This window comes from Yersinia sp. 1652 StPb PI, assembly GCF_041538345.1.
Taxonomy (GTDB): Bacteria; Pseudomonadota; Gammaproteobacteria; order Enterobacterales; family Enterobacteriaceae; genus Yersinia; species Yersinia enterocolitica_E.
In genome coordinates, this window is record NZ_JAULSM010000001.1 from 910,345 (window position 1) to 934,059 (window position 23,715).

The window sequence follows — 23,715 nt, forward strand, 5'->3', positions numbered from 1 at the left end:
TGGCGGTATGTTACTCAGTTCACGGACGAAAGGGTAGCAACCTGCATTTGGCAATCAGGTAGTGGCCGGTGGGAGCCATGCCTGATTGAAATCAAACCAACCATATGCGGTTAGGGTAACACCGTTAATCCGTGGCGGAGCATTGACCTGATACTGATAATTGAATAGCGGGAGAATCAGCCCTGCCAGCATCAGACCATTATAATATTCACGCAATTGGCGGAAACGCTCAGCCGCAAGTTCAGTTTGCTGAATCTGTATCAGTGTTTGTCGCTGTAGTTCTAATTGAGCCGGGGAGAGTATACCGCGCCACAGCGGATCAAGTTGGAGCCAGCTTTCCATCGCCGCTTCAGGAGATTCACCAACTAAGTGGTCTGCTAATAATAAGTCTGCTTCTTCAATTTGATGAGTATCTTTCCACTGCTTATCACGACTGGCGCGGATTTCTAATGTGCAACCATGGGTTGCCAATACCGCTTTTAGTTGTTCGGCAACACTCTCAAGTTCCATTGGCGGTTGATAGGTCAGTATCAGATGGGCAGGCAATGGTGGGTTTTCATCGGAGCTAAACCGGGGGATAGGCCAGCCAGGTAGCATTTCATGACTAGGCGTTATCACACCACGCCGAATGGATAACTCTTCTAAGATGCCGGAAGTTTGCACTAGCATCAGCAATTTGGCTATTTGCTGGGGAGTAATATTATTGAGGTGCCGATTGATGGCCAGATAGCAAAATCCAAGGCTCATACTGCGCTGAACAGGGCGGGCTAAAGGGAAATCCTCCTCCTGTCCAATGGTGATACGTACCGGGTGTTGGCAGCTCCCGTCGGCTGACTGCACGACAAGGCTTGGAGTTATCCAGTATTCAATGAATTCCAGATAAGGATGCTGCAAATGGTAAAATTCGTGCTGCTCCAACCGGACCAGATGTTGGTTAAAGATCGCTAACTTAAATGGGCCCGCCCCCAGAAGCGGGGCGTCGGGATGAAACAGTTTACACGGTAAATCTGCCAGCCGATGTGCCAGCCAGTAATCAGGATGCAGCAGCGTAAATTTCAGGCATAAAGCATGGGGCAGGGTAATCGTTGCAATATTGGCAAAACTCGGTTGGCTGCGTGGATTTGCCCGCAGCAGTGCCAGCGTCTGCAACAACTGCTCGCTGCGGATATGTTCCCCATTATGCCAACGTAATTGGCTGCGTAAGAAGAATTGCCAGGTTAAACCATCATCGCTGACTTGCCAGTGATGGGCCAGATCCGGTTTTGGCTGTGGGTCTCCGGTGTTAAATCGGGTCAGGCCAGCATGTAAAGTATAAATCAGATGCTGCTCTGCCCGGCCACTGACGGTCATTGGATTTAACGGTTCAAGCTCCCGATAATAAGGGATTCGCAGTATTGGGCTATCGGCTTGCCATTGTCCCCCCATGTGAGGGTTTAGTAACGCTTGAAGGCGTTCAGGTTCCAGTTGGGCGAGTGCGAGAGCAGCTTGATGGTCACCTTGCTCAAGGAACAATTGCAGGTAGGTTGCGCGCAGCGCATCTGGTTTTTTCAGGCATTGTAGTTGTGCGCGTTTGCCGCGGCCAACTTGTGAATGCCAACTGAGCCAGTCATTCGCTTGTAGCTGTTGAATCAGAGTGCGGGCATGTCGCTCACTGCAAAATAGTAAGCCTGCCAGTTCACTGACGGTGGTTGCCGCAGGTTGATCGCCAAACTTCTGATACAAGCGCTGATACTGGGTCAGCCGATGAATAATGCGCATAATTAAGAATCTACCCATTAGAACTATTTTATTTGCCATTTTGAACTTGGGCTGTGCTCAGAATCCTCACGTACTACATGTACGCTCCGGTTCTTGCGCGCTATCCATGTTCAAACTGTCTGCAACAATGACGCCTACTGGGATAGGCTCTAAATCAGGAATAGTTTAATTTAATTGTTCACTATTAGTTCCGTAAATAGTACGTCATAATTTTATTCATACCACCAGTTTTGCTGTTATCGAGGTTTTAAATGTACCGTTTAGCCGCTTTTGATATGGATGGAACCTTACTGATGCGCGACCATAAAATTGGCGGCGCTACATTGAATGCGTTACACCAGTTGGTGGACAACGGGATGATCCTAACCTTTGCTACCGGTCGACATTATATTGATATGAAAGGCATTTTGTCTCACTCGGGCATAAATGGTTATTTGATCACTGGCAATGGGACCCGAGTCTGTGATGTAGAGGGTGAAGCATTATACGGTATGGATTTGCCCGCAGAACTGGTGGAGTTTGTGTTACGAACTCCGTGGCAGACCCGTGCCAGTATCCATATTTTCCGTGATGATGGCTGGTTTACTGATTGTAATGACCCTGCGCTGCTGACTGCACATAAAACCAGTGGCTTCCAGTTTCAGCTCACGGCACTGCGCGCATTGCCTCTAACTGGTAATCATAAGATTTGCTTTATTGCCTCACATCAGGAATTGACCGAGCTTAAAACCCAGCTTGAGCAGCAGATGGGCGGCGAAGCCGATTTTTGTTTTTCAGCGGTTGATTGCCTTGAAGTGTTGCCTCGTGGATGCAACAAAGGGGCGGCTTTAGAGCGATTAAGCCATCATCTCAATTTAACACTGGACGATTGTATGGCCTTTGGTGATGCGATGAATGATAAAGAGATGCTATCGCGGGTAGGTCTTGGCTTAGTGATGGGCAACGCATTACCGCAATTGAAGCAAGAGTTACCTCAGTTACAGGTTATTGGGCGCTGTGAACAACAAGGCGTCGCTCACTATTTGCAACATTGGCTAAGTTCACCACACCTCACCTATTCCCCCGAATTCTGAGGTTTATCCCCTTGGTTCTTAGAGTTGTAGCAGTGTTAACGGGCTTACTCACCCGAATCACTGATGGTGTCAGCTCAGCGGATCACTCGCTTGCTGCCTAACTGCACCTTTTGATGACTTGAGGATAGCTATTAGCCAGCCGGATAATCATCCGGTTTTTTTCTGCCAAAATTCGGTTTTCCTCGGTCATCCAAGAGGGGAAAACCGAATTTTATCGGTTAATTACAGGTTATTTAATTCATTACTAAATGGGGTCAGATCACCAATGTTATTACTGACCCATTCGGTATTGTAATAGGTATCCAGATAGCGTTCGCCACTGTCGCAGAGCAACGTCACAATCGCGCCGGTTTTGCCTCGCTCACGCATTTGTTTGGCTAATTGTAATGCGCCCCAGACGTTAGTGCCGGTGGATGCCCCCACTTTGCGTCCCAAAATACCTTCCAACCAATGAATGGTTGCAACACTGGCGGCATCGGGTACGCGCAACATACTGTCGATCACTTCTGGAATAAACGAAGGCTCAGCCCGTGGGCGGCCGATCCCTTCAATACGGCTGCCGCAACTACCGGTAACCGTGCGGTCGCGGTTACAGAAACAGTCATAAAATACTGAGTTCTCTGGGTCGACGACCATCAGTTGGGTGTCATGCCCTTGGTAGCGGATATAGCGGCCTAAGGTCGCCGATGTGCCGCCAGTGCCAGCACTCATGACGATATAGTCAGGTACCGGGAAAGGTTCACGCGCCATTTGGCGGAAGATGCTATCGGCAATGTTGTTATTGCCACGCCAGTCGGTAGCGCGCTCTGCATAAGTGAACTGATCCATATAGTGGCCATTCAGGTCACGAGCCAGTTGTTCAGATGCTGCATAAATTTGCCCAGCGCTTTCAACAAAATGACAGCGGCCACCGTAGAAGGTGATCTGCTCGACTTTGCGCCGCGCAGTGCAACTTGGCATAACTGCAATAAAGGGCAGACCAATCAGCCGGGCAAAGTAGGCTTCAGACACTGCCGTGCTTCCTGAGGATGCCTCGATTATCGTTGTTCCTTCTGTAATCCAGCCATTACATAAGCCATAAAGAAACAGTGAACGAGCCAAACGGTGCTTTAGGCTACCGGTTGGATGGGTACTCTCATCTTTTAAATAGAGATAAATACCGGGGAAAGCCGGCAGATTTAGGCGGATCAGGTGAGTATCAGCGGAGCGTTGGAAGTCAGCTTCTATTTCACTGATAGCATTTTTTACCCAAGTGTTGGTCATTTCATGGCCTGCGATGTAGGTAGTAAACTAATGATGACTAGATTAACGGTTATTAAAGAAAAAAACGTTGCCATTTTTCCTTCTTTATCGCCAAATGGTAGAAATTTATTCTATGGTTACTCGTTATGTTAGATAAAACTGACCGTAAACTCCTCTGTATGTTGCAAGAAGATTGCACTCAATCACTGCAAGTACTGGCCGAAGCCGTCAATCTTACCTCCACACCCTGCTGGAAACGATTAAAACGCCTTGAGGATGAAGGATTTATCCGTGGGCGCGTGGCACTGCTGGACAGCGAAAAATTGGGGTTGGGGCTTACGGCATTTGTGCTGATTAAAACTCAGCAGCATAATAGTGGCTGGTATCAGGAATTTGTTGAATTTACTAAGCAAATGCCAGAGGTGTTGGCGTTCTATCGTATGGCCGGAGAATATGACTATCTGATGCAGGTCGAAGTTGCCGATATGAAAAGTTACGACAATTTTTACAAACGCATGGTTAATGGTGTTCCGGGGCTGATTGATGTGACATCAAGCTTTGCGATGGAAAAAATCAAATATACAACTATGTTGCCTGTTCCTGAGTGAATATTTGGATTAAAAGCCCTTTTACCGATGCTATGCTACCCCCTTCATCGCGCGTAGCGAGAAAATACCGATGTATTCGGTGTCAGACCAGGAATAAAACTGAGTGAGATTGTTTGCACAACTAGGCTGGTATTTTCGCCGTGAATGGCGCCGCTATGTAGGCGCGGTGTTGTTGTTAATTATTATCGCTATCCTACAACTGTTGCCGCCTAAGCTGGTCGGGGTAATTGTGGATGGTATCAGCACAAAACAGATGTCTACCAATATGTTACTGGTATGGATTGGTGTGATGCTGATAACCGCTATTGTGGTCTACCTACTGCGTTATGTCTGGCGTGTTTTATTATTTGGTGCCTCTTATCAATTGGCTGTGGAGTTGCGGTCAAACTTTTATCGCCAACTTAGCCGCCAGGCCCCTGGTTTCTATTTACGTCACCGTACCGGCGATTTAATGGCTCGTGCGACGAATGATGTTGATCGTGTGGTCTTTGCTGCCGGTGAGGGGGTGCTGACGCTGGTGGATTCGTTGGTGATGGGATGCGCGGTGCTGATTGTAATGAGCACCCAAATTAGCTGGCAATTAACACTGTTATCATTGTTACCTATGCCGGTAATGGCGGTGGTGATCAAATATTACGGTGACCAACTGCATCAACGTTTCAAATCGGCTCAAGGGGCATTTTCTACGCTGAATAACCAGGCGCAAGAAAGCCTGACCAGTATTCGCATGATTAAAGCTTTTGGCCTGGAAGATCACCAATCACAGCAGTTTGCTCAGGTAGCGGCAGAAGCCGGTGCCAAGAATATGTATGTCGCACGTATCGATGCCCGTTTTGATCCAACTATCTATATCGCCATCGGGATCGCGAATTTATTGGCGATTGGTGGCGGCAGTTGGATGGTGGTTAATCACAGCATTACTTTGGGTCAACTTACCAGTTTCATCATGTATCTGGGGCTGATGATCTGGCCCATGCTTGCTTTGGCGTGGATGTTCAACATCGTTGAACGAGGCAGTGCCGCCTATAGCCGTATTCGCAGTTTGCTGGAAGAAGCGCCGGTGGTTAAAGATGGTGATATTGAGCTGAGCGATGGGCGTGGCACGCTCGCGGTGAATATTCGCCATTTCTATTATCCAGGTAGTGAACAGCCTGCGTTACATGATGTGGCGCTGAAATTAGCACCGGGGCAGATGTTGGGGCTATGCGGGCCTACAGGGTCGGGTAAGAGTACCTTACTGGCATTGATTCAGCGGCAGTTTGATGTGGATGATGGTGCTATTTGTTATCAAGGGCATGCGCTGTCTGATATTAGGTTGCATGACTGGCGTGGCCGTTTATCTGTGGTCAGCCAAACGCCATTCCTCTTTTCTGATACGGTTGCTGGCAACATTGCATTGGGTAAACCTGATGCCACGCAGGCTCAAATTGAGCGGGCTGCTCGTTTAGCCAGTGTGCATGAAGATATTTTACGCCTTCCTCAGGGTTATGACACTGAAGTGGGTGAGCGCGGTGTGATGCTATCTGGCGGGCAGAAACAGCGGATTTCCATCGCCCGCGCACTGTTGCTGGATACTGAGATCCTGATTCTCGATGATGCGCTATCCGCAGTTGATGGTCAGACCGAATATGAAATCCTAAAAAATCTGCGTGAATGGGGTGAGCATCGTACCGTGATTATCAGTGCGCACCGTCTTTCAGCGTTGACCGAAGCCAGCGAAATTTTAGTGATGCAACATGGTGGCGTGATGCAGCGCGGGACACATAACGTATTAGTCAGTCAATCCGGCTGGTATCGGGAGATGTACCGTTATCAACAACTGGAGGCAGCATTAGATGATGGTGAGTCGGAGGCCAAAACCGATGAGTAAAGTTCAGCAACTTTGGCCGACACTTAAGCGCCTGCTCTCCTATGGCTCCCCTTATCGTAAACCGTTAGGGTTGGCGGTATTGATGTTGTGGATTGCGGCTGCCGCCGAGGTCAGCGGCCCGCTTTTGATAAGTTATTTTATTGACCATGTGGTCGCAAAAGGCACTTTGCCCCTCGGTTTAGTCAGTGGGTTGGCATTGGCTTATCTGTTGCTGCAATTGTTGGCCGCAGCATTGCATTATTTTCAGGCATTGCTTTTTAACCGTGCTGCCGTAGGTGTGGTTCAGCGCCTACGTATTGAAGTGATGGATGCCGCTTTGCGTCAACCTCTCAGTGCGTTTGATACCCAGCCGGTTGGGCAATTGATTTCCCGTGTCACAAATGACACTGAAGTCATTAAAGATTTATATGTGATGGTGGTCTCCACCGTATTAAAAAGCGCGGCATTAATTGGCGCGATGCTGGTGGCGATGTTCAGTCTGGATTGGCGTATGGCGCTAATTTCTATCTGTATCTTTCCAGCAGTGCTGGTGGTGATGGCCATTTATCAACATTACAGCACACCCGTAGTGCGGCGAGTCCGGGCTTATTTGGCTGATATTAATGACGGTTTTAATGAAATCATTAACGGCATGGGCGTGATTCAGCAGTTTCGCCAGCAAGCTCGTTTTGGCGAACGTATGGAGTCTGCCAGCCGTGCACACTATATGGCACGCATGCAAACTTTACGCTTGGAAGGGTTTTTATTGCGCCCGCTGCTGAGCCTGTTTTCTGCCTTGGTACTGTGTGGTTTGTTACTGTTGTTCGGTTTCAGTCCTGATGGCTCAGTGGGGGTGGGGGTGCTGTATGCCTTCATTAACTATCTGGGCCGCTTAAATGAACCCTTAATTGAACTCACATCACAGCAGTCAGTCATGCAGCAAGCTGTGGTGGCTGGGGAACGTATTTTTGATCTGATGGACCGCGCCCAGCAAGGATACGGTACTGATGATCGCCCACTGACCAGTGGCCGTATCCAGGTGGATAATGTCAGCTTTGCTTATCGTAGCGATAAAATGGTGCTGCAAAATATCTCCCTTGATGTGCCTTCGCACGGGTTTGTTGCTCTGGTCGGGCATACCGGCAGCGGAAAGAGCACGTTGGCTAACCTGCTGATGGGCTACTACCCGGTGCAACATGGTGAGATTCTGCTGGATGCTCGTCCTTTATCAGCGTTATCCCATCAGACCTTGCGCCAAGGGGTGGCTATGGTGCAACAGGATCCAGTGGTGTTGGCTGATTCCTTTTTTGCCAATGTGACTTTAGGTCGTGATATCTCTGAACAGCAAGTGTGGGAAGCTCTGGAAACGGTGCAACTGGCCCCTTTAGTCCATGCGCTACCCGATGGATTGCACAGTCTGCTTGGTGAGCAGGGGAATACCTTGTCAGTTGGGCAAAAACAGTTGCTGGCGATGGCGCGAGTATTGGTACAGGCTCCGCAAATCCTGATTTTAGATGAGGCGACTGCCAATATTGACTCTGGTACTGAGCAGGCCATTCAGCGGGCATTGCAGCTAATCCGAAAAAATACCACGCTGGTAGTGATTGCTCACCGCCTTTCAACCATTGTTGATGCTGATACCATCTTGGTGTTGCACCGTGGTGTGGCAGTGGAGCAGGGTAAGCATCAAGAGCTGCTGGCCGCCCATGGGCGTTATTATCAAATGTATCAATTGCAATTGGTTAGCGAAGATTTAGCCGCCATTGATCAGGTAGAGACGGTAGTAAGTTAATTAATAAGTTGTGGGGCTAAGCGGCCCCGCACTATTTTCTGTGTTTTCCTAAGTCAAATCGTCAATGCATAGCCCCGTTAATGCCCATTTTGCCGCCTTCGTGCACCATAATCTTGCAATGCAATAGGCCGTCGATGCTGTTGTGCACTTCTGTGACGCGCTTCGCACTATTTTGGTGCGCGAAAATTATTCAACACGATGAATTCAGCCGCTACACGGCTGGCTCATGTATCTCAACCGCCCTAGCTTCGCCATTTCCGCATTAAATTATATCTATCATTACTTATGGCATAACCTTTGCTTTACTTCATTTGTGGCAGACATGAATTCGACTTAATTCGAGAAGGGGCAAATATGAAGCTGGTTACCGTGGTTATCAAACCATTTAAGCTGGAGGATGTGCGTGAAGCCTTATCCTCTGTGGGTATTCAGGGGCTGACCGTAACCGAAGTAAAAGGATTTGGTCGCCAGAAGGGACACGCAGAGCTCTATCGGGGAGCTGAATACAGTGTCAATTTCTTACCTAAAGTGAAAATTGATATTGCAATTGCTGATGATCAATTGGATGAAGTGATTGACGTGATCAGTAAGGCGGCCTATACCGGCAAAATTGGTGATGGCAAAATTTTCGTTGCTGAATTGCAACGTGTTATTCGCATCCGTACCGGCGAAACCGACGAAGCAGCACTGTAATTTGCAGGCTCAAATTTAGTGAATAGGGATGGGTTGATGATGAAAAAACTTTTATCCATGTTGGGCCTGAGTTCGGTAGCGATGCTGCCTTCTTTGGCAATGGCCGCAGCACCGGCTGTAGCTGACAAAGCTGATAATGCTTTTATGATGATTTGCACCGCGCTGGTGCTGTTTATGACTGTGCCCGGTATTGCCCTGTTCTACGGCGGTCTGCTGCGTTCCAAGAACGTATTATCGATGATGACTCAGGTCATGGTGAGCTTTGCTCTGATCTGTGTGCTGTGGGTGCTCTACGGCTATAGTCTGGCTTTCGGCACCGGCAATGCATTCTTTGGTAGTTTCGATATGGCGATGCTAAAAGGTATTGGTTTGACCAGCCTGAGTGGCACTTTCTATCAATATATCCATGTGGTGTTCCAGGCTTCATTTGCCTGTATCACGGTCGCACTGGTGGTGGGGTCATTCGCCGAACGTATTCGTTTCTCTGCGGTATTAATTTTTGCTGCACTGTGGTTCACCTTCTCATATTTGCCAATGGCACATATGGTATGGGGTGGTGGTTTCCTGGCAATGGATGGCGCGCTGGACTTTGCCGGTGGTACTGTTGTGCATATCAACGCCGCGATTGCTGGTTTGGTGGGCGCTTACTTACTGGGTAAACGTGCTGGTTTTGGTAAAGAAGCGTTCAAACCTCATAACTTACCTATGGTGTTTACTGGTACTGCGATTCTGTATATCGGCTGGTTTGGCTTCAATGCCGGTTCAGCCAGTGCCGCAAATGAAATTGCTGCACTTGCCTTCTTGAATACAGTAGTTGCAACAGCGGGGGCTATCTTGTCTTGGGTCTTTGCTGAGTGGATTTTACGCGGCAAACCGTCGCTGCTGGGTGCATGTTCCGGTTGTATCGCAGGTTTGGTTGCGATTACGCCAGCGGCAGGTACAGTCGGGGTTGGTGGTGCATTGATTATCGGTCTGGTCGGGGGTGTTGCCGGTCTGTGGGGTGTGGTTCTGCTGAAGAAATGGCTGCGGGTAGATGATACCTGCGACGTATTCGGTGTCCACGGCGTGTGTGGGATTGTCGGTTGTATCCTGACCGGTGTCTTCACCTCGGCTTCGCTGGGCGGTACAGGTTACGCCGCTGGCGTCACTATGGGCCATCAGGTAGGTGTGCAACTGTTCAGCGTCGGTGTGTGTTTGGTCTGGTCTGGTGTTGTTGCCTTCGTTGCCTTTAAAATTGCTGACCTGTTGGTTGGCCTGCGGGTACCAGAAGAACAAGAACGCGAAGGTCTGGATGTTAACAGCCACGGCGAAAATGCATACAACCAATAAGCTAGAAGTAGCAGTAAAATAAATAATAATGATGATAGCAGCAGGGGCGATATGATATCGCCCCTGTTCTATTTTTGGCAAAGGCTATCGAGGTATCATCGATGCAAACGAATGACACCTTCCTGCACGGTAGAAGCCACTAATATCCCTTCCTGGCTGTAAATCTGGCCACGGACAAAGCCCCGCGCGCCGGAAGCAGAAGTGCTTTCTACTGCATACAGCAGCCAATCGTCCAGGCGGAATGGCCGATGGAACCACATAGAATGATCTATCGTGGCAATCTGCACTCCTGGCTCCAGGAAACCAATCCCATGTGGCTGCAAGGCCGTTGGCAGGAAATTAAAATCAGAGGCATAACCCAGTAAATACTGATGAACCCGCAGGTCATCTGGCATGGCGCCGTTGGCGCGGAACCAGACATAGCGATTAGGTTCTTCTACCGAGCCTTGCAATGGGTTGTGGAATTTCACCGGGCGCATTTCAATTGGCTGATGGCCGATAAACTTTTCCCGTACTTTTTCGGGGATCATATGTGCGAATTGGCGAGCAATGTCTGTTTCCGACATCAACCCTTCCGGCGGGGGAACGTCCGGCATGGTATTTTGGTGTTCAAACCCCTCTTCTTGACTCTGGAACGATGCCGTCATATAGAAGATGGGTTTACCATTCTGAATCGCACTGACCCGGCGGGCGCTGAAGCTGTTGCCATCACGTAGTGTTTCGACGTCATAGATAATGGGCTTGCTGCTGTCCCCTGGGCGCAGAAAATAGCTGTGGAAAGAATGTACTGCCCGCTCTGCCGGTACGGTTTGTTTTGCTGCATAGATAGCCTGACCCACTACCTGACCACCAAATACCTGGCGCAAGCCCAGATCTTCACTTTGGCCACGAAAGATACCTTCTTCAATTTTCTCAAGGAAGAGCAGATCGAGTAGTTTTTCTAATGCTTGACTCATGTTGTGGCCCCTGATGGTTGAGTTTATACACAGTGTGCTGAATCCGTTGGGCGCTCGTCAATATATTGCTGTGAAAGGCCTGTTCAACTGAGGAATATCGGATAAGGAATAGTCTGATAAATGCCTCAATGGGGTAAGCGTCGGCGGGAAGTAGAATATTGTGCTATAATTGGCTTGCTAGGTGGTTGAAGCCACTTATTAAACGCCGGCTGTTCTGTGGATAGCTTGCATCTTAATAATAAGAAGGAGTGCGACCTATGAAACCTTGGCAATCAATGAAATTCTGGCAGATAGCAGGTGGGGCAGCATTAGTGGTAAGTTTGGCTGGGTGTGCTCATCGAGGGGCTGATGTTCCGGTTCCCGCACCGGCAGGTGTAACCACTGCTGCTGCGCCTATTGCACAGCCTGCTGTACAGGGGACAGTGAACATCCGCGAGCGCATTGCATTACCACCTGATGCCGTAGTCACGGTTACGCTGTCGGATGCCTCACTGGCTGATGCACCATCACGGGTTATCGCCCAGAAAGCAATTCGTACTGAGGGCAAACAGGCTCCGTTTACTTTTGCTTTGCCGTTTAACCCAGCCGACATCCAGCCAAATGCACGTATTATTGTAAGTGCAGCGATCACTCGCAATGGCCAGTTATTGTTTATCACCGATACCATGCAAGAAGTGATCAACCGTGGCGCGGGTACCCAGGCTAATCTGTTATTGGTCCCTGCAACCTCTGTTGCTATAGAAACAACCCCAGGGGGACCGGCAACAATACAGGGCGCGCCTACCATAACAGGCAGTGCGACCATCCAGTAATGTTTAACCCGCCATGAGCCGGTTTTTCAGAAACGCCAATTAATTTGGCAATAGCGCCACAGGATAGCCACTATTCTGTGGCGTTTTTATTAGCGGTATTGCCAGCGATAGCGACGTAAATCAATTCGACCCGAAGTGTCGATATCAATACCTTCAGCCAGTAATGCCTTTTTCTGTCTAAGATAATCATCACCAATTAATGATATTTCGCCATGGCGATTAATCACCCGATACCAGGGTAAGGCAGAGCCTTCCGGCAAGCGTTTGAGAACCCCACCGACTTGGCGTGCAGCTCTGGGGGAGCCAATCAGCCGCGCGATATCGCCATAAGTGGTCACTTGTCCATAGGGGATAGCGGCTACCACCTGGAAGACCCGTTGGCGGAAACTGTCGACAAACGGTAGGTCACCCGATTCTGTGGGCAAATCTGATGTTGTAGACTCCCGCTGATTTTGGCTCTCTGTTTTTGATGATGTCACAGCATTCTCTTTTTTATCTACATGGGCGGATAGTGCGACGCTATAGAAATAAATCGGGCGATATAAATAGAATGAGATGAATAAATAACATCATCAATGCTTTTGGTGCCAGCAGAAAATAGATTTAACCTAAACCTGAGGGGAAGTGGGCAAGAAACCACCGGTTAGTGCGGGTTGTCTTGCTATTTGGTGGGTCATGGTCGATAATGCCCACCGCTCCAGAGTACAAGGAGCCGTTAACGTCAATGGAGGTCCTGTTGGTTCTCCCGCAACACTAACTTGTGAACTCGGTCAGATCCGGAAGGAAGCAGCCGTAGCAGGCGAGGTGTGTGCCGGGATGTAGCTGGCAGGGCCTCCACCATTTCTGATAAGTGCATGATATCCATCATATTCAACACTTGTCTCGTGCATTGAAACGGCAGTGATACAACTTTTGTGTATCACCAGGGCGCTAATCAATGTCACATCTTATGCTTTCCCGTCATGGAATCTGGTACTACCCTAGAGTCTACCTGACACCTGGAAAACGTCGTGAAATTCGAATCAGCTTTATCACAATGATATTATGCCGGTGCATAGTGTTTTTGGTGCTTCCGTAGCGATAATCTGAATCCTATTCAAACCTTTTTACTTTGAAACCAGCTTGTTTTTTATTATCTGTCCGTCTTTCATGATGATAGTCAGGTTTTTTTCAGGATCTGCCAGCAGTCCGATATCAGCGATTGGATCGCCGTTAACCAGCAATAAATCAGCTAAGGCTCCGACTTCGACCACACCAAGTTTTCCTGGATATGGATTGCGTCGATCTGATAGTGCTAACAATTTTGCATTATCAGATGTTGCCATTCTGAGCACTTCGGCGGGCGTATACCACCGTGTCATTGTAGAAAGCTGTGAGCCTTGTCGGGCTGCCAAATTGCCATCAAATAAAACATCTGTTCCGAACGCAACTTTCACCCCGTATTTTTTAGCTAAGCGATAAGCGTTATCAGTCCCGGCAAAAATCTGCGCTGCTCTGGCTTGTCCTGCGGGATCGGGCTGTTGATTTGCATTTTCGTCCGCCAAAAAAGGCTGCAGACTCCACCATGTACCTGTATCTGCCATTAATTTTGCAGTTGCATCATCTGCCAATTGACCATGCTCAATTACTTTTGCTCCAGCTTTGATAGCATTGCTAATGGCTTCAGGGGTATAAGCATGGACTGTCACATAAGTACCCCAATTAGCCGCGGCCTCGACTGCGGCGTGAATTTCATCGACGCTAAGTTGAACTGTATCTAATGGGCCATAGGGAGAAGATACGCCACCGCCTCCTGTCAACTTGATTTGGCTAGCTCCTTGCAACAATTGCTCTCTGGTGCGCTTTCGAATTTCATCGGCTGAATCAGCTATCGCTGACATACCAATTCGTTCTGGGTAACTTAATTGATCTGGGGTAGCCGGTATTTCTGAAAGCATCCGAAAATCACCATGACCACCCGTTTGTGAAATCATTGCCCCTGATGGCCAGATGCGTGGCCCTTTGATTACGCCATTATCAATTGCGAGTTTTAAGCCAAACGCGGGTCCACCCAAATCTCGAACGCTGGTAAAACCGCGCAGAAGTGTTGACTCTGCTTCAGCACCGGCCAGCAATGTGATAAAACTTAACGGAGCGGTTGACGCTAATGCCATGGAAGGACGAGCCATAAAAGTATGCCAGTGGGCATCGATAAGGCCCGGCATCAATGTTTGACCATTGCCAGCGATATGCACGGCATCAGTTGCTGGATTAATCGGTTGAGCAGAGATTTGAGTGATTTTATTGCCTTCAACAACCACATTCATTTTGGACGTTAAGGTTGTGCCGTCAAAGACCCGGACATCTTCGAAGATAGTCATTGGTAATTTATTTGGCGATTGAGCATAAGATAGTGAGGGTAGGAGGCTGACCATACAGGCAGCCAAAAATGTTGTTTTGATTGTCTTTGACATCAGTATTTTCCTCTCGTATCTGAGAACAAGATAGCGTTGAATATTATATATATCTTATCATCTCTTTTATTTTGGTACTGTTGCCAATAGCTGCTTAGGGTAAACTGTTGATGATAGGAGGTTGCATCCATTTTTTGCCCGACTGCTGCCGTGATTATATCCGGCATGATCTCGCGGCGGGGCTTTATTTCCTTAGCGATTGATACCTATTTCTTCGTCAGCCAGGGAGACGTTGTGCACCAAAAAATAATATCTGCACCAAGATAATCGTCGGCAAATTGTACAAACTCATCCTTGCTAAATGGCTTACCCGTATTGGGGTTCTTGCAGGTCAAGGTCGGCTCCTGCACTGCCATGGCAATGAGTGCTAGCCTCCACCATTGCTGATGTTATCTTCTTAGTGTGCTTATCTAAAGTGTCAACCCTTCTTGCTGGACCTCTTCTTTAAGTTTTCTTATGCTATTGGTCAGATATTTTCAGATAGACGTATTAATGAAGGAGGAAATAAGATTTTTCTCATTTATTTATTGGTTTAGGTGTCTATTTACATTTAAGATTTAGCAAAGGATTAATAATATTTTGAAATTATTAGCGGTAAGAGTGAATTTTAATAAATAAAACGGACCAAGCACTTTGACTTAAATGCCCTTCCACTCTGCTGATAACTCACTGGATTTTACCTAAATCCTGATATGCAATAACGCGGGATTCAAGTTAACCTTCAATACCGTGGGCCTATCAAGACATTTATCTCAAATTAAAACACGAACAAATCGCCTGGTTCATTGAAGCCGATAACGACTATCGGCTCAACGTTGTGTGTCTTAACCAGCGTTAAGCAGACTATTTCACATGTTGCCAAACCGTAGGTGGGATTTTATCATAAAGCTTATTCATTGTGAGTTCAGCCAGGCGATGGTCTGCCGCTGAGTAAAATAATTCCAACTCATCATCGGAAAGCTCATACTTATTCTTTTCAATTACACGTTCCAATGTATCAATAGTCGTACATTTTCTTAAACGCATCAGGTAGTCAGTTTTTGTCATGGTGGTTTTTCTTCTCGATATACAAATTAATATAGGGAAACTATCCCTTAAGTTTTCATCAGGGTACAGATGTATTCTCCTGAGAAAAGTCTGAATAAACGCTCTTTGGTTTTTTGCCAGCGCCGCAATTCAGGATCATTGATCCCGTAACTACTAAACAAAGTATATGTATCGTCTAAATATTCTTCCACTAACTCTGAAAGGTCGCCGTCATCCGGGTATTTTATTTTAAAACTCATCACAAATGAAGCTATATGCTCGATCAAATCATTGAGTTGCAGATTTACGGCAGATGTTGGGTCATTTACCCACCCATGATGGCTGTCGCCAAGGGTAGCAATGCCTTCATCATACAAGTTCTCACATAGAAACTTCAACTGGGCAATGTCATGCCGTTTAGGCGAGTACTCATCCATATCATCCCCTCCGTAAAGTCTTAATTCGGTGTTGATAACACAATGTGAGTAGATAGATAATCATATAAATGTAGAAGCTTATCGTTAACGTAAATAAACTTGTCTTGATATGAATATAAATCATTTCTTCGCTCACCGCGCAACTTTATTACTTAATCTTACAATTCGTCAGCGGTTGAGGGCCTGTCATTGTTAATTATATCAAAAGTGATTTTTTCTGGATGTACAATAAATGTTACAGCACCGGTTAAGGATTCTTCAGTATTGATATCCAAACAGGGGTTAAAGATATGCCATTGATAACAGTAAGTCATTGAATAGCAGTTATCTTCTACGTGAGAAATATCAAGAATTTCTAATGAACCCGCCGTGTACCTGGCATTTTCCGAATAATACATTAAGCCGGAAATCAAACTTCCTTCAATTTCACGGATATTATTGCTGATAACACTCTTGAGTAATGAAATCGCGTAACACCCTGAGGTGAAGTCCCCAGCTATTTCATTGTTCATTAATTGTCCGCTCATGGTGGCATGATTAATTCATTCCTGTATCGCTATTGTAACAAAAAATGCTTTGGCATTTGTTTTTCAGCAACTACGAGCATGATTTGAATCAAAAAAATCAAATTTAATGAGATTTTTTCAACTAATACTATCAGCTACATGCTGTGATGTTATTTGACGCACTTGCTTTCAATAACACGCTCTGCCTATAAAATAACGCAGTCTAAATAGGGTTCTTCATATTTAGGGTTATTACTCACGATTAATTTAACTACTCTCTATTAACCTAGAATGCTCAGCGGGTTTGGTCAAGAGCAGGGGGGGATATTACCTGTTTTCTATTGTGTAATTTATCGTTTTGCGAGCATTACCGAACAATGTTGAGGTTAGAATACCAAAACCCTGCCTGACCTCACCAGTGGAGTAACAGTAAAAATTGTTTAATTTACTGTTACTAAGCATGTTTGCGCTGTCTGGTTTGCCATTAGCGGCAGGTTTGCTTCCGTTTACTGAGGGCGGTGGGGCTAGCGTGCTAAAACTTGTTACTTTTAAAACCCGTCAATCATGATGTTTTCTTGAATTTAATAATTTTATGTGATGTTATAATGTATCACATAAAAACACATGCTCTGTTCTACTATGAATAAACACGCTTTCCTTACCCGGTTAACCCTGCCTTCCTACTGGACATTGTTCTCACTTTCGTCATTACAGCGTATCAGCGGAGTCGCCTTACTTTGCTTGCTGCTGTGGGGAGCTATTTATTGGGCGAATATATTGCCATGATAAAGTTGAGAAATATTGAGATTGGATATGATCGGCATGCACTTACCCCGCCAATTGATGGTGGTTTTACTGCCGGGTCTCTCACGGCCATCATTGGGGCAAATGGAGCGGGTAAATCAACCCTACTTAAAACATTGGCAGATTTACAACCCGCAGTGATGGGGGAAATAACTTTTACCGGAGAAGTGCGCCCTCAAATAGCCTATCTCCCACAGCAAGCTGAGTTAGATAAACAGTTCCCCATTGTCGTTCAGGATGTCGTGGCGATGGGGTGCTGGCCACAAAGTGGGCTACTAGGGGGCATTAATCATCAATCACGGCAACGAATCAAAAAGGCATTAAACACAGTCGGTATGCAGGAGATGGCGCGCCAACCCGTTGGTGAGCTTTCTGGCGGGCAGTTGCAACGGGTGCTGTTTGCCCGTCTTTTAGTGCAACAGGCACAACTGATATTACTGGATGAGCCTTTTACCGGTATTGATAGCCAAACCGTGCAGCTGTTACTCGATGTTATTCATCGGTTACAGGATGAGGGGCGGACAATTATTGCTGTCTTACACGATATGTCGATGGTCGCTGAGCATTTCCCCCGCGCCTTGTGGTTGGCACCTCTTGGTAACTGTTGGGACTCATCTGCACAGGTTCTGGCGCAATGGCATCACTGCCACAGCTCATCTTGCGCACTCTCTTCTCTGGCTCCTCAACCCGAACAGCAAAGGGTTATCAACTGATGACATTCTTCCATTTATTTGCTGATCCTTTTGTCGATTTTGGCTTTATGCGGCGGGCATTAGTCGCCTGTCTGGCTTTGTCACTCAGTTCAGCTCCTTTAGGGGTTTTCTTGTTATTACGGCGAATGAGCCTGGTGGGGGATGCCCTATCTCACGCGGTATTGCCGGGAGCGGCTATCGGTTACCTCATTTCAGGAATGTCACTGGTGGCAATGGGCGTGGGTGGGTTTATTGCCGGATTAGCGGTTGCTATGTTGTCCGGCTGGGTCAGCCGACGAACACTATTAAGAGAAGATGCCAGCTTTGCCGGTTTCTATCTGGGCTCGCTGGCGTTGGGGGTCACGCTGGTCTCTCTACGTGGCTCGAGCATGGATCTGCTTCATGTGTTATTTGGTTCTATTTTGGCTGTTGATGTCAGTGCCATGACCATGGTCGGCGTTATTACGACGGTTTCGATGTTGGCTTTAGCGGCGATTTATCGCGCACTGGTGATTGAGTCATTCGACCCTGTCTTTCTACGGGTCAGTATGGGGCGCTGGCTGATGGTGGTCCACGCTCTGTTTTTATCGCTGGTGGTTATCAATCTGGTCGCCGGGTTTCAGATTCTTGGCACCCTGATGTCGGTAGGATTAATGATGTTGCCTGCTGCCAGTGCCCGTTTTTGGGCCAAAAATCTCCCTCATACATTAGGTATTGCTATGGCCATCGGCATAGTTGCCAGTTTTGTCGGCTTGTTGTGGTCTTATTACGCCTCGTTACCTGCCGGGCCGGCAATAGTCCTTAGTGCCAGCCTGATTTTCTTTGTATCTATTCTATTTGGAACGCGTGGTGGTGTTTTAGCAACCGCGCGCCGTTAAGAAGTACCGGTCGTTAAAGGAGAGTTAAATGAAGCGTTTACCTATTAGTTTGGCGGTAGCTGCCCTACTGTCTAGCCCATTGGCGATGGCAAAAACTGTTGAAGCTGTAGCCAGTTTTTCTATTTTAGGCGATATCGTCCAGCAGGTGGGGGGCGAGCATGTCAATGTGGTGACATTGGTCGGCCCGGATGGGGATCCCCATAGTTTTGAACCGATGCCGAAAAATAGTAAACAGTTATCTAACGCTGATGTGGTGTTTATCAGCGGGCTAGGGCTTGAAGGGTGGTTGGAGCGTTTGATCAGTGCTTCTGGCTATAAAGGGCAGGTCGTTGTCGCCTCAACCGGGATCGATACGCGTAAAATGGATGACGAGGGAAAGAGGGTGACGGACCCCCACGCATGGAACAGCATGGCGAATGGTATCAAGTATGCCAACAACGTAATGAATGCATTGATTGTCGCCGATCCTGAGGATGCGGATTATTTCCGTAAACGTGGTGGAGAATACATTCAGCAATTGGAAAAACTGGATGCTTATGCGAAAGCTCAATTTGCCACGATCCCGATGGATAAGCGTAAGGTCCTGACCAGCCATGATGCTTTCGGCTATTTTAGCCAAGAGTATGGGGTTAACTTCTTATCGCCCGTCGGATTCTCCACTGAGGCTGAAGCCAGTGCCAGCGATGTAGCCGCGCTAATTAAACAGATCAAACAAGAGAAAATAAAAACGTATTTTATTGAAAATCAGACTGATCCGCGTTTAGTAAAACAGATTGCCGCAGCCAGTGGTGCTAAAGCTGGTGGGGAGCTTTACCCTGAAGCCTTATCTGCAACCGGTGGCCCGGCAGCAACCTATGCTGAAGCTTTTAAACACAATGTAGATACCATTGTGAACAGTATGAAGTAACTATAAACCAATAAACAAAGTGGCTAGCGCTCAGTCTTTGATTTTGGTCAGAGGCTGAGTACTTGACCTTAGTTGATAACTCTCTTCTTTAACATGAAAAAGCCCCGTTGGGCAGCAACGGGGCTTATCAATACCATCAACTGATGGGCTAAAGACCAAATCAAAATCAACGCTTCTTATGAGTCCCTCCCTGAACCGCTTTGAAACGTGGGTTACTTTTACAAATAACGTATACCCGACCACGACGATGAACGATTTTACAATCGGGATGACGGTTTTTAGCTGAACGTAATGAACTCAATACTTGCATGGTTAACTCTCAGGATTAGCTGGCTTTTTTAGTCAAGAAGCGACCAAAACGTTGATTGAAGCGCGCAGTACTGCCTTCTTTGGAGAACTCTTTTTGTTTACCGGTGTAGTACGGATGTGAGGCTGAGGAGATATCCAGCGTGACATAAGGATAGGTCTGCCCATCGCGCTCAATGGTGCGTGCTGTGGCAATGGTGGAACCCACGGTGAAATAGGTATCTGCGCTGGTGTCGTGAAAAACCACTGTCCGGTAGTTAGGGTGGATGCCGGGCTTCATAAAAACTCCAATTGTTATGTTATACTATAACAATAATTATGCGCTATTCACTTTTGAGTTTCAAGTACAGAAAATAAAAAACCCGCAAACCTAAGTCTGCGGGTTTTCTTAATGATGTATTTCATCAATTGTGGTGACGTAAGGTTTACTTGGCCTTATGGTCAACCGCATGCGAGTGTTCTACATCTTCGCTTTTTCGACTAAAGCGACGGCGAACCACCACGAAGAAGACCGGAACAAAGAAGATAGCCAGTACAGTCGCGGTTACCATCCCGCCCATAACACCTGTACCTACCGCATTCTGTGCACCAGAACCTGCACCACTACTGATAACCAGTGGCAGAACCCCTAGGATAAAGGCTAATGACGTCATCAGAATTGGTCGCAGACGCATACGTACTGCTTCCAAGGTTGATTCCACCAAACCTTTCCCTTCTTTGTCCATTAAGTCTTTAGCAAACTCAACAATCAAGATGGCGTTCTTGGCCGATAGTCCGATAGTGGTCAATAAGCCTACCTGGAAGTAAACGTCGTTATTGAGCCCACGCAGAGAGGCCGCCAGTAACGCGCCCACAACACCCAGCGGTACCACCAACATAACTGAGAATGGAATCGACCAGCTTTCATACAGCGCAGCCAGACATAAGAACACCACAATCAGTGAGATGGCATACAACGCGGGAGCCTGGTTACCTGACAGACGTTCTTGATAAGACATGCCGGTCCAGTCATAACCGATGCCGCTTGGCAATTTAGATGCCAAGTCCTGCATCAGGTCCATTGCCTCACCGGTACTTTTACCCGGCGCTGCCTGACCCAGAATTTCCATGGATGGCAGACCGTTATAACGTTCAAGTCGAGGTGAGCCGTATTCCCATTTCGCGGTGGAGAAGGTATTAAACGATACCATCTGACCGGCGTTGTTACGGACATACCACTTATCGATATCACCCGGTAACATACGGAAAGGCGCATCAGCTTGTACATAAACTTTCTTCACACGACCACGGTCGATAAAGTCGTTTACGTAACTGCCGCCCATTGCTGAACCGAGCGTGGTATTGATATCGGAAATCGAAACACCAAGAGCCTGTGCTTTTTCCTGATCAACTTCCACTTTGAACTGAGGTGTATCTTCCAGTCCGTTCGGCCGCATACCGACCAGCATATCTGAGTGTTGCGCCGCCATACCGAGCAGTTGGTTACGCGCTTCAGTTAATTTCTGATGGCCGACGTTACCCTGATCAATTAACTGGAAGTCAAAGCCGGTAGCAGTACCCAACTCCACAATCGCTGGCAAGTTAAAGGCGAAGACCAAACCGTCTTTGATTTGCGAGAAGGCAGCAGATGCGCGGCCGACAATTGCTGGAACTTTGTTCTGTTCTCCCGGACGCTCATCCCAGTTTTTCAGACTGACGAATGCCAGACCCGTGTTCTGACCCTGACCACTGAAACCGAAGCCGTTAACGGTAAATACAGAGTTAACCACGTCTTTTTCTTTGTCGAGATAATAGTCAGTAACCTGATTTAGCACTTTCTGAGTACGTTCTTGCGTCGCACCCGCAGGCATTTGCACCATGGTCAGGAATACACCCTGATCTTCTTCTGGTAAGAATGATGTCGGCAAGCGTAGGAACAACACGCCCATACCAATCACTATCAGCAGATAGATCAGCAGATAACGGCCAGTGCTGCGCAAAATGTTGGCAACGCTGTCAGTGTAGTGATGGGTGCTTTTCTCGAACATGCGGTTAAACCAACCGAAGAAGCCGGTACTCGGCCCATGTTCACCTTTGGTGATAGGTTTCAGCATTGTCGCGCACAGTGCGGGTGTCAGAATCAATGCCACCAGAACCGAGAGCACCATGGCTGAAACAATGGTGATAGAGAACTGACGATAAATCGCCCCGGTTGCGCCGCCAAAGAAGGCCATCGGGATAAATACTGCCGACAGTACCATCGCGATCCCCACCAATGCGCCCTGGATTTGCTCCATAGACTTTTTGGTGGCTTCTTTCGGCGGTAGCCCTTCTTCCTGCATCACACGTTCGACGTTCTCTACCACCACGATGGCGTCATCTACCAATAGACCTATCGCCAACACCATCCCGAACATCGTTAGGGTGTTTATCGAATAGCCAAAGGCGGAGAGAATAGCGAAAGTACCCAGCAATACGACCGGTACTGCAATCGTTGGAATCAATGTTGCCCGGAAGTTCTGCAAGAACAGATACATTACCAGGAACACCAAAATGATGGCTTCAACCAGTGTTTTAACCACTTCGTTAATAGAGATTTTAACGAATGGGGTGGTGTCGTACGGATAAACCACTTTCAACCCATTCGGGAAGAAGGGTTGTAATTTCGCCAGTTCAGCTTTTACTGCAGCAGAGGTGTCCAGGGCGTTAGCACCGGTTGCCAGTTTAATACCGATACCTGCCGCAGGTTTACCATTATAACGGGCGATGATGTTATAGCTTTCAGCACCCAGTTGAACGATAGCCACATCTTTCAGGCGAACCTGCGAACCATCAGTATTCACTTTCAGCAAGATCTGGCTGAATTCTTCTGCGTTGGTTAAACGGGTCTGCGCAATGATTGATGAGTTCAGCTCTTGACCAGGTACGGGTGGAGTCCCCCCTAACTGGCCTGCTGCGACCTGATTGTTCTGTACTTTAATGGCATTAATAACATCAACCGGTGTCAGTTTGAAATTATTCAGTTTATGCGGATCCATCCAGATACGCATTGCGTATTGGGAACCAAATAACTGAACGTCACCCACACCGGCGGTACGGCTAATTGGATCTTTAACGTTAGAACCCACATAGTCCGCGATATCTTCTTGTTTCATGGTGCCGTCTTCAGAAATAAAGCCGGCAACCATGAGGAAGCTACTACTGGACTTTTCAACGCTCACGCCCTGCTGCTGCACTTCTTGCGGCAGTAATGGCATAGCTAATTGCAGTTTGTTCTGGACCTGAACCTGAGCGATATCTGGGTCAGTGCCTGAGTTAAAGGTCAACGTCAACTGAACGTTACCGGAGGAATCACTGCTGGAAGACATATACAGCAGGTTATCGATACCGTTCATGTTCTGTTCGATAACCTGCGTAACTGTATTCTGAACAGTAGTCGCATCGGCGCCAGGATAGTTGGCGGAGATTGTAATTGCCGGTGGCGCAATGGTTGGATATTGCGCAACGGGTAATTTCATTATCGCAAGTGCACCAGCCAACATCAGAATGATGGCGAGAACCCAAGCGAAAATAGGGCGATCTATAAAGAACTTAGCCATGAATTACCGGCTCCTT

General features: G+C 47.4%; 21 protein-coding genes and 1 other RNA gene. 11 read left to right on the forward strand and 11 right to left on the reverse strand.

Translation table 11 applies throughout. The annotated features are described in order from the left end of the window. Positions 1-54: 54 nt before the first annotated feature. Positions 55-1,758, reverse strand: a complete 1,704-nt coding sequence (locus tag Q2T71_RS04040) for an SgrR family transcriptional regulator (protein ID WP_372558199.1) — start codon at positions 1,756-1,758, stop codon at positions 55-57. Between the two features lie 251 nt (positions 1,759-2,009). On the opposite strand from Q2T71_RS04040, the gene cof reads away from it, so the two are divergent. Beyond that, positions 2,010-2,831: an HMP-PP phosphatase gene (gene cof / locus Q2T71_RS04045; protein ID WP_372558200.1), complete on the forward strand. Its 822-nt coding sequence runs from the start codon at positions 2,010-2,012 to the stop codon at positions 2,829-2,831. 222 nt (positions 2,832-3,053) lie between these two features. Here the strand turns inward: cof and Q2T71_RS04050 are convergent, their stop codons facing one another. After that, positions 3,054-4,094, reverse strand: a complete 1,041-nt coding sequence (locus tag Q2T71_RS04050; protein WP_083160009.1) for a PLP-dependent cysteine synthase family protein — start codon at positions 4,092-4,094, stop codon at positions 3,054-3,056. 125 nt (positions 4,095-4,219) lie between these two features. Here Q2T71_RS04050 and Q2T71_RS04055 point away from each other — a divergent pair, with 125 nt between their 5' ends. The 5 genes from Q2T71_RS04055 (at position 4,220) to amtB (ending at position 10,344) form a co-directional block, all read left to right on the forward strand. Continuing rightward, on the forward strand, positions 4,220-4,681 hold the full coding sequence (locus Q2T71_RS04055; protein ID WP_083160007.1) for an Lrp/AsnC family transcriptional regulator: 462 nt from the start codon (positions 4,220-4,222) through the stop codon (positions 4,679-4,681). A gap of 103 nt (positions 4,682-4,784) precedes the next feature. Next, the gene (locus Q2T71_RS04060; RefSeq protein WP_083160005.1) at positions 4,785-6,551 is read left to right on the forward strand and encodes a SmdA family multidrug ABC transporter permease/ATP-binding protein; all 1,767 of its coding nucleotides are present in this window, start codon (positions 4,785-4,787) and stop codon (positions 6,549-6,551) included. Beyond that, a complete protein-coding gene (locus Q2T71_RS04065; RefSeq protein WP_372558201.1) occupies positions 6,544-8,322 on the forward strand; it encodes a SmdB family multidrug efflux ABC transporter permease/ATP-binding protein in 1,779 nt (592 codons plus the stop codon). The genes Q2T71_RS04060 and Q2T71_RS04065 overlap by 8 nt, the downstream gene beginning before the upstream one ends. Positions 8,323-8,676: 354 nt before the next feature. Next, positions 8,677-9,015 (forward strand): P-II family nitrogen regulator, encoded by a 339-nt coding sequence (glnK, locus tag Q2T71_RS04070; protein ID WP_002208627.1) that lies wholly within the window; start codon positions 8,677-8,679, stop codon positions 9,013-9,015. 39 nt (positions 9,016-9,054) lie between these two features. Next, the gene (gene amtB, locus Q2T71_RS04075; RefSeq protein WP_083163833.1) at positions 9,055-10,344 is read left to right on the forward strand and encodes an ammonium transporter AmtB; all 1,290 of its coding nucleotides are present in this window, start codon (positions 9,055-9,057) and stop codon (positions 10,342-10,344) included. Between the two features lie 95 nt (positions 10,345-10,439). Here amtB and tesB read toward each other — a convergent pair whose 3' ends face one another. Continuing rightward, complete coding sequence (gene tesB, locus Q2T71_RS04080; RefSeq protein ID WP_372558202.1) at positions 10,440-11,300, reverse strand: acyl-CoA thioesterase II; 861 nt, start codon at positions 11,298-11,300, stop codon at positions 10,440-10,442. Between the two features lie 257 nt (positions 11,301-11,557). Between tesB and Q2T71_RS04085 the strand changes: the two genes are divergently transcribed. Beyond that, positions 11,558-12,112 carry a YbaY family lipoprotein gene (locus tag Q2T71_RS04085; RefSeq protein WP_372558203.1) on the forward strand — a complete coding sequence of 185 codons (555 nt, stop codon included), beginning with the start codon at positions 11,558-11,560 and terminating at the stop codon, positions 12,110-12,112. 89 nt (positions 12,113-12,201) lie between these two features. On the opposite strand, the gene Q2T71_RS04090 is transcribed toward Q2T71_RS04085, so the two are convergent. Then, positions 12,202-12,537 (reverse strand): MGMT family protein, encoded by a 336-nt coding sequence (locus Q2T71_RS04090; RefSeq protein WP_372559840.1) that lies wholly within the window; start codon positions 12,535-12,537, stop codon positions 12,202-12,204. A 309-nt stretch (positions 12,538-12,846) separates the two neighbouring features. On the opposite strand from Q2T71_RS04090, the gene ffs reads away from it, so the two are divergent. Next, positions 12,847-12,943, forward strand: an RNA gene (ffs, locus tag Q2T71_RS04095) — signal recognition particle sRNA small type. Positions 12,944-13,218: 275 nt separating this feature from the next. On the opposite strand, the gene Q2T71_RS04100 is transcribed toward ffs, so the two are convergent. The 4 genes from Q2T71_RS04100 to Q2T71_RS04115 form a co-directional block, all read right to left on the reverse strand. Continuing rightward, positions 13,219-14,565: an amidohydrolase family protein gene (locus tag Q2T71_RS04100; RefSeq protein ID WP_372558204.1), complete on the reverse strand. Its 1,347-nt coding sequence runs from the start codon at positions 14,563-14,565 to the stop codon at positions 13,219-13,221. A gap of 843 nt (positions 14,566-15,408) precedes the next feature. Then, positions 15,409-15,612, reverse strand: a complete 204-nt coding sequence (ymoA, locus tag Q2T71_RS04105) for an expression modulating protein YmoA (protein ID WP_002208622.1) — start codon at positions 15,610-15,612, stop codon at positions 15,409-15,411. 47 nt (positions 15,613-15,659) lie between these two features. Beyond that, positions 15,660-16,028: an Hha toxicity modulator TomB gene (gene tomB, locus Q2T71_RS04110; RefSeq protein ID WP_083159993.1), complete on the reverse strand. Its 369-nt coding sequence runs from the start codon at positions 16,026-16,028 to the stop codon at positions 15,660-15,662. Positions 16,029-16,186: 158 nt separating this feature from the next. After that, positions 16,187-16,540 (reverse strand): hypothetical protein, encoded by a 354-nt coding sequence (locus Q2T71_RS04115; RefSeq protein ID WP_372558205.1) that lies wholly within the window; start codon positions 16,538-16,540, stop codon positions 16,187-16,189. Between the two features lie 776 nt (positions 16,541-17,316). Between Q2T71_RS04115 and Q2T71_RS04120 the strand changes: the two genes are divergently transcribed. From Q2T71_RS04120 to Q2T71_RS04130, 3 genes are read left to right on the forward strand one after another with little or no spacing between them, the layout of a single operon-like run. Further along, entirely contained in the window at positions 17,317-18,051 is a 735-nt protein-coding gene (locus Q2T71_RS04120) for a metal ABC transporter ATP-binding protein (protein ID WP_372558206.1), read from the forward strand. Next, positions 18,051-18,908, forward strand: a complete 858-nt coding sequence (locus Q2T71_RS04125; RefSeq protein WP_372559841.1) for a metal ABC transporter permease — start codon at positions 18,051-18,053, stop codon at positions 18,906-18,908. The genes Q2T71_RS04120 and Q2T71_RS04125 overlap by 1 nt, the downstream gene beginning before the upstream one ends. 28 nt (positions 18,909-18,936) lie before the next feature. After that, complete coding sequence (locus Q2T71_RS04130) at positions 18,937-19,815, forward strand: metal ABC transporter substrate-binding protein (RefSeq protein ID WP_372558207.1); 879 nt, start codon at positions 18,937-18,939, stop codon at positions 19,813-19,815. 166 nt (positions 19,816-19,981) lie between these two features. Here Q2T71_RS04130 and ykgO read toward each other — a convergent pair whose 3' ends face one another. The 3 genes from ykgO to acrB form a co-directional block, all read right to left on the reverse strand. Next, positions 19,982-20,125, reverse strand: coding sequence for a type B 50S ribosomal protein L36 (ykgO, locus tag Q2T71_RS04135; RefSeq protein WP_038402146.1), 144 nt, complete (start codon positions 20,123-20,125; stop codon positions 19,982-19,984). 15 nt (positions 20,126-20,140) lie between these two features. After that, a complete protein-coding gene (locus tag Q2T71_RS04140; RefSeq protein ID WP_372558208.1) occupies positions 20,141-20,401 on the reverse strand; it encodes a type B 50S ribosomal protein L31 in 261 nt (86 codons plus the stop codon). A gap of 145 nt (positions 20,402-20,546) precedes the next feature. Further along, positions 20,547-23,699 carry an efflux RND transporter permease AcrB gene (gene acrB, locus Q2T71_RS04145; RefSeq protein ID WP_372558209.1) on the reverse strand — a complete coding sequence of 1,051 codons (3,153 nt, stop codon included), beginning with the start codon at positions 23,697-23,699 and terminating at the stop codon, positions 20,547-20,549. Positions 23,700-23,715 lie beyond the last annotated feature (16 nt).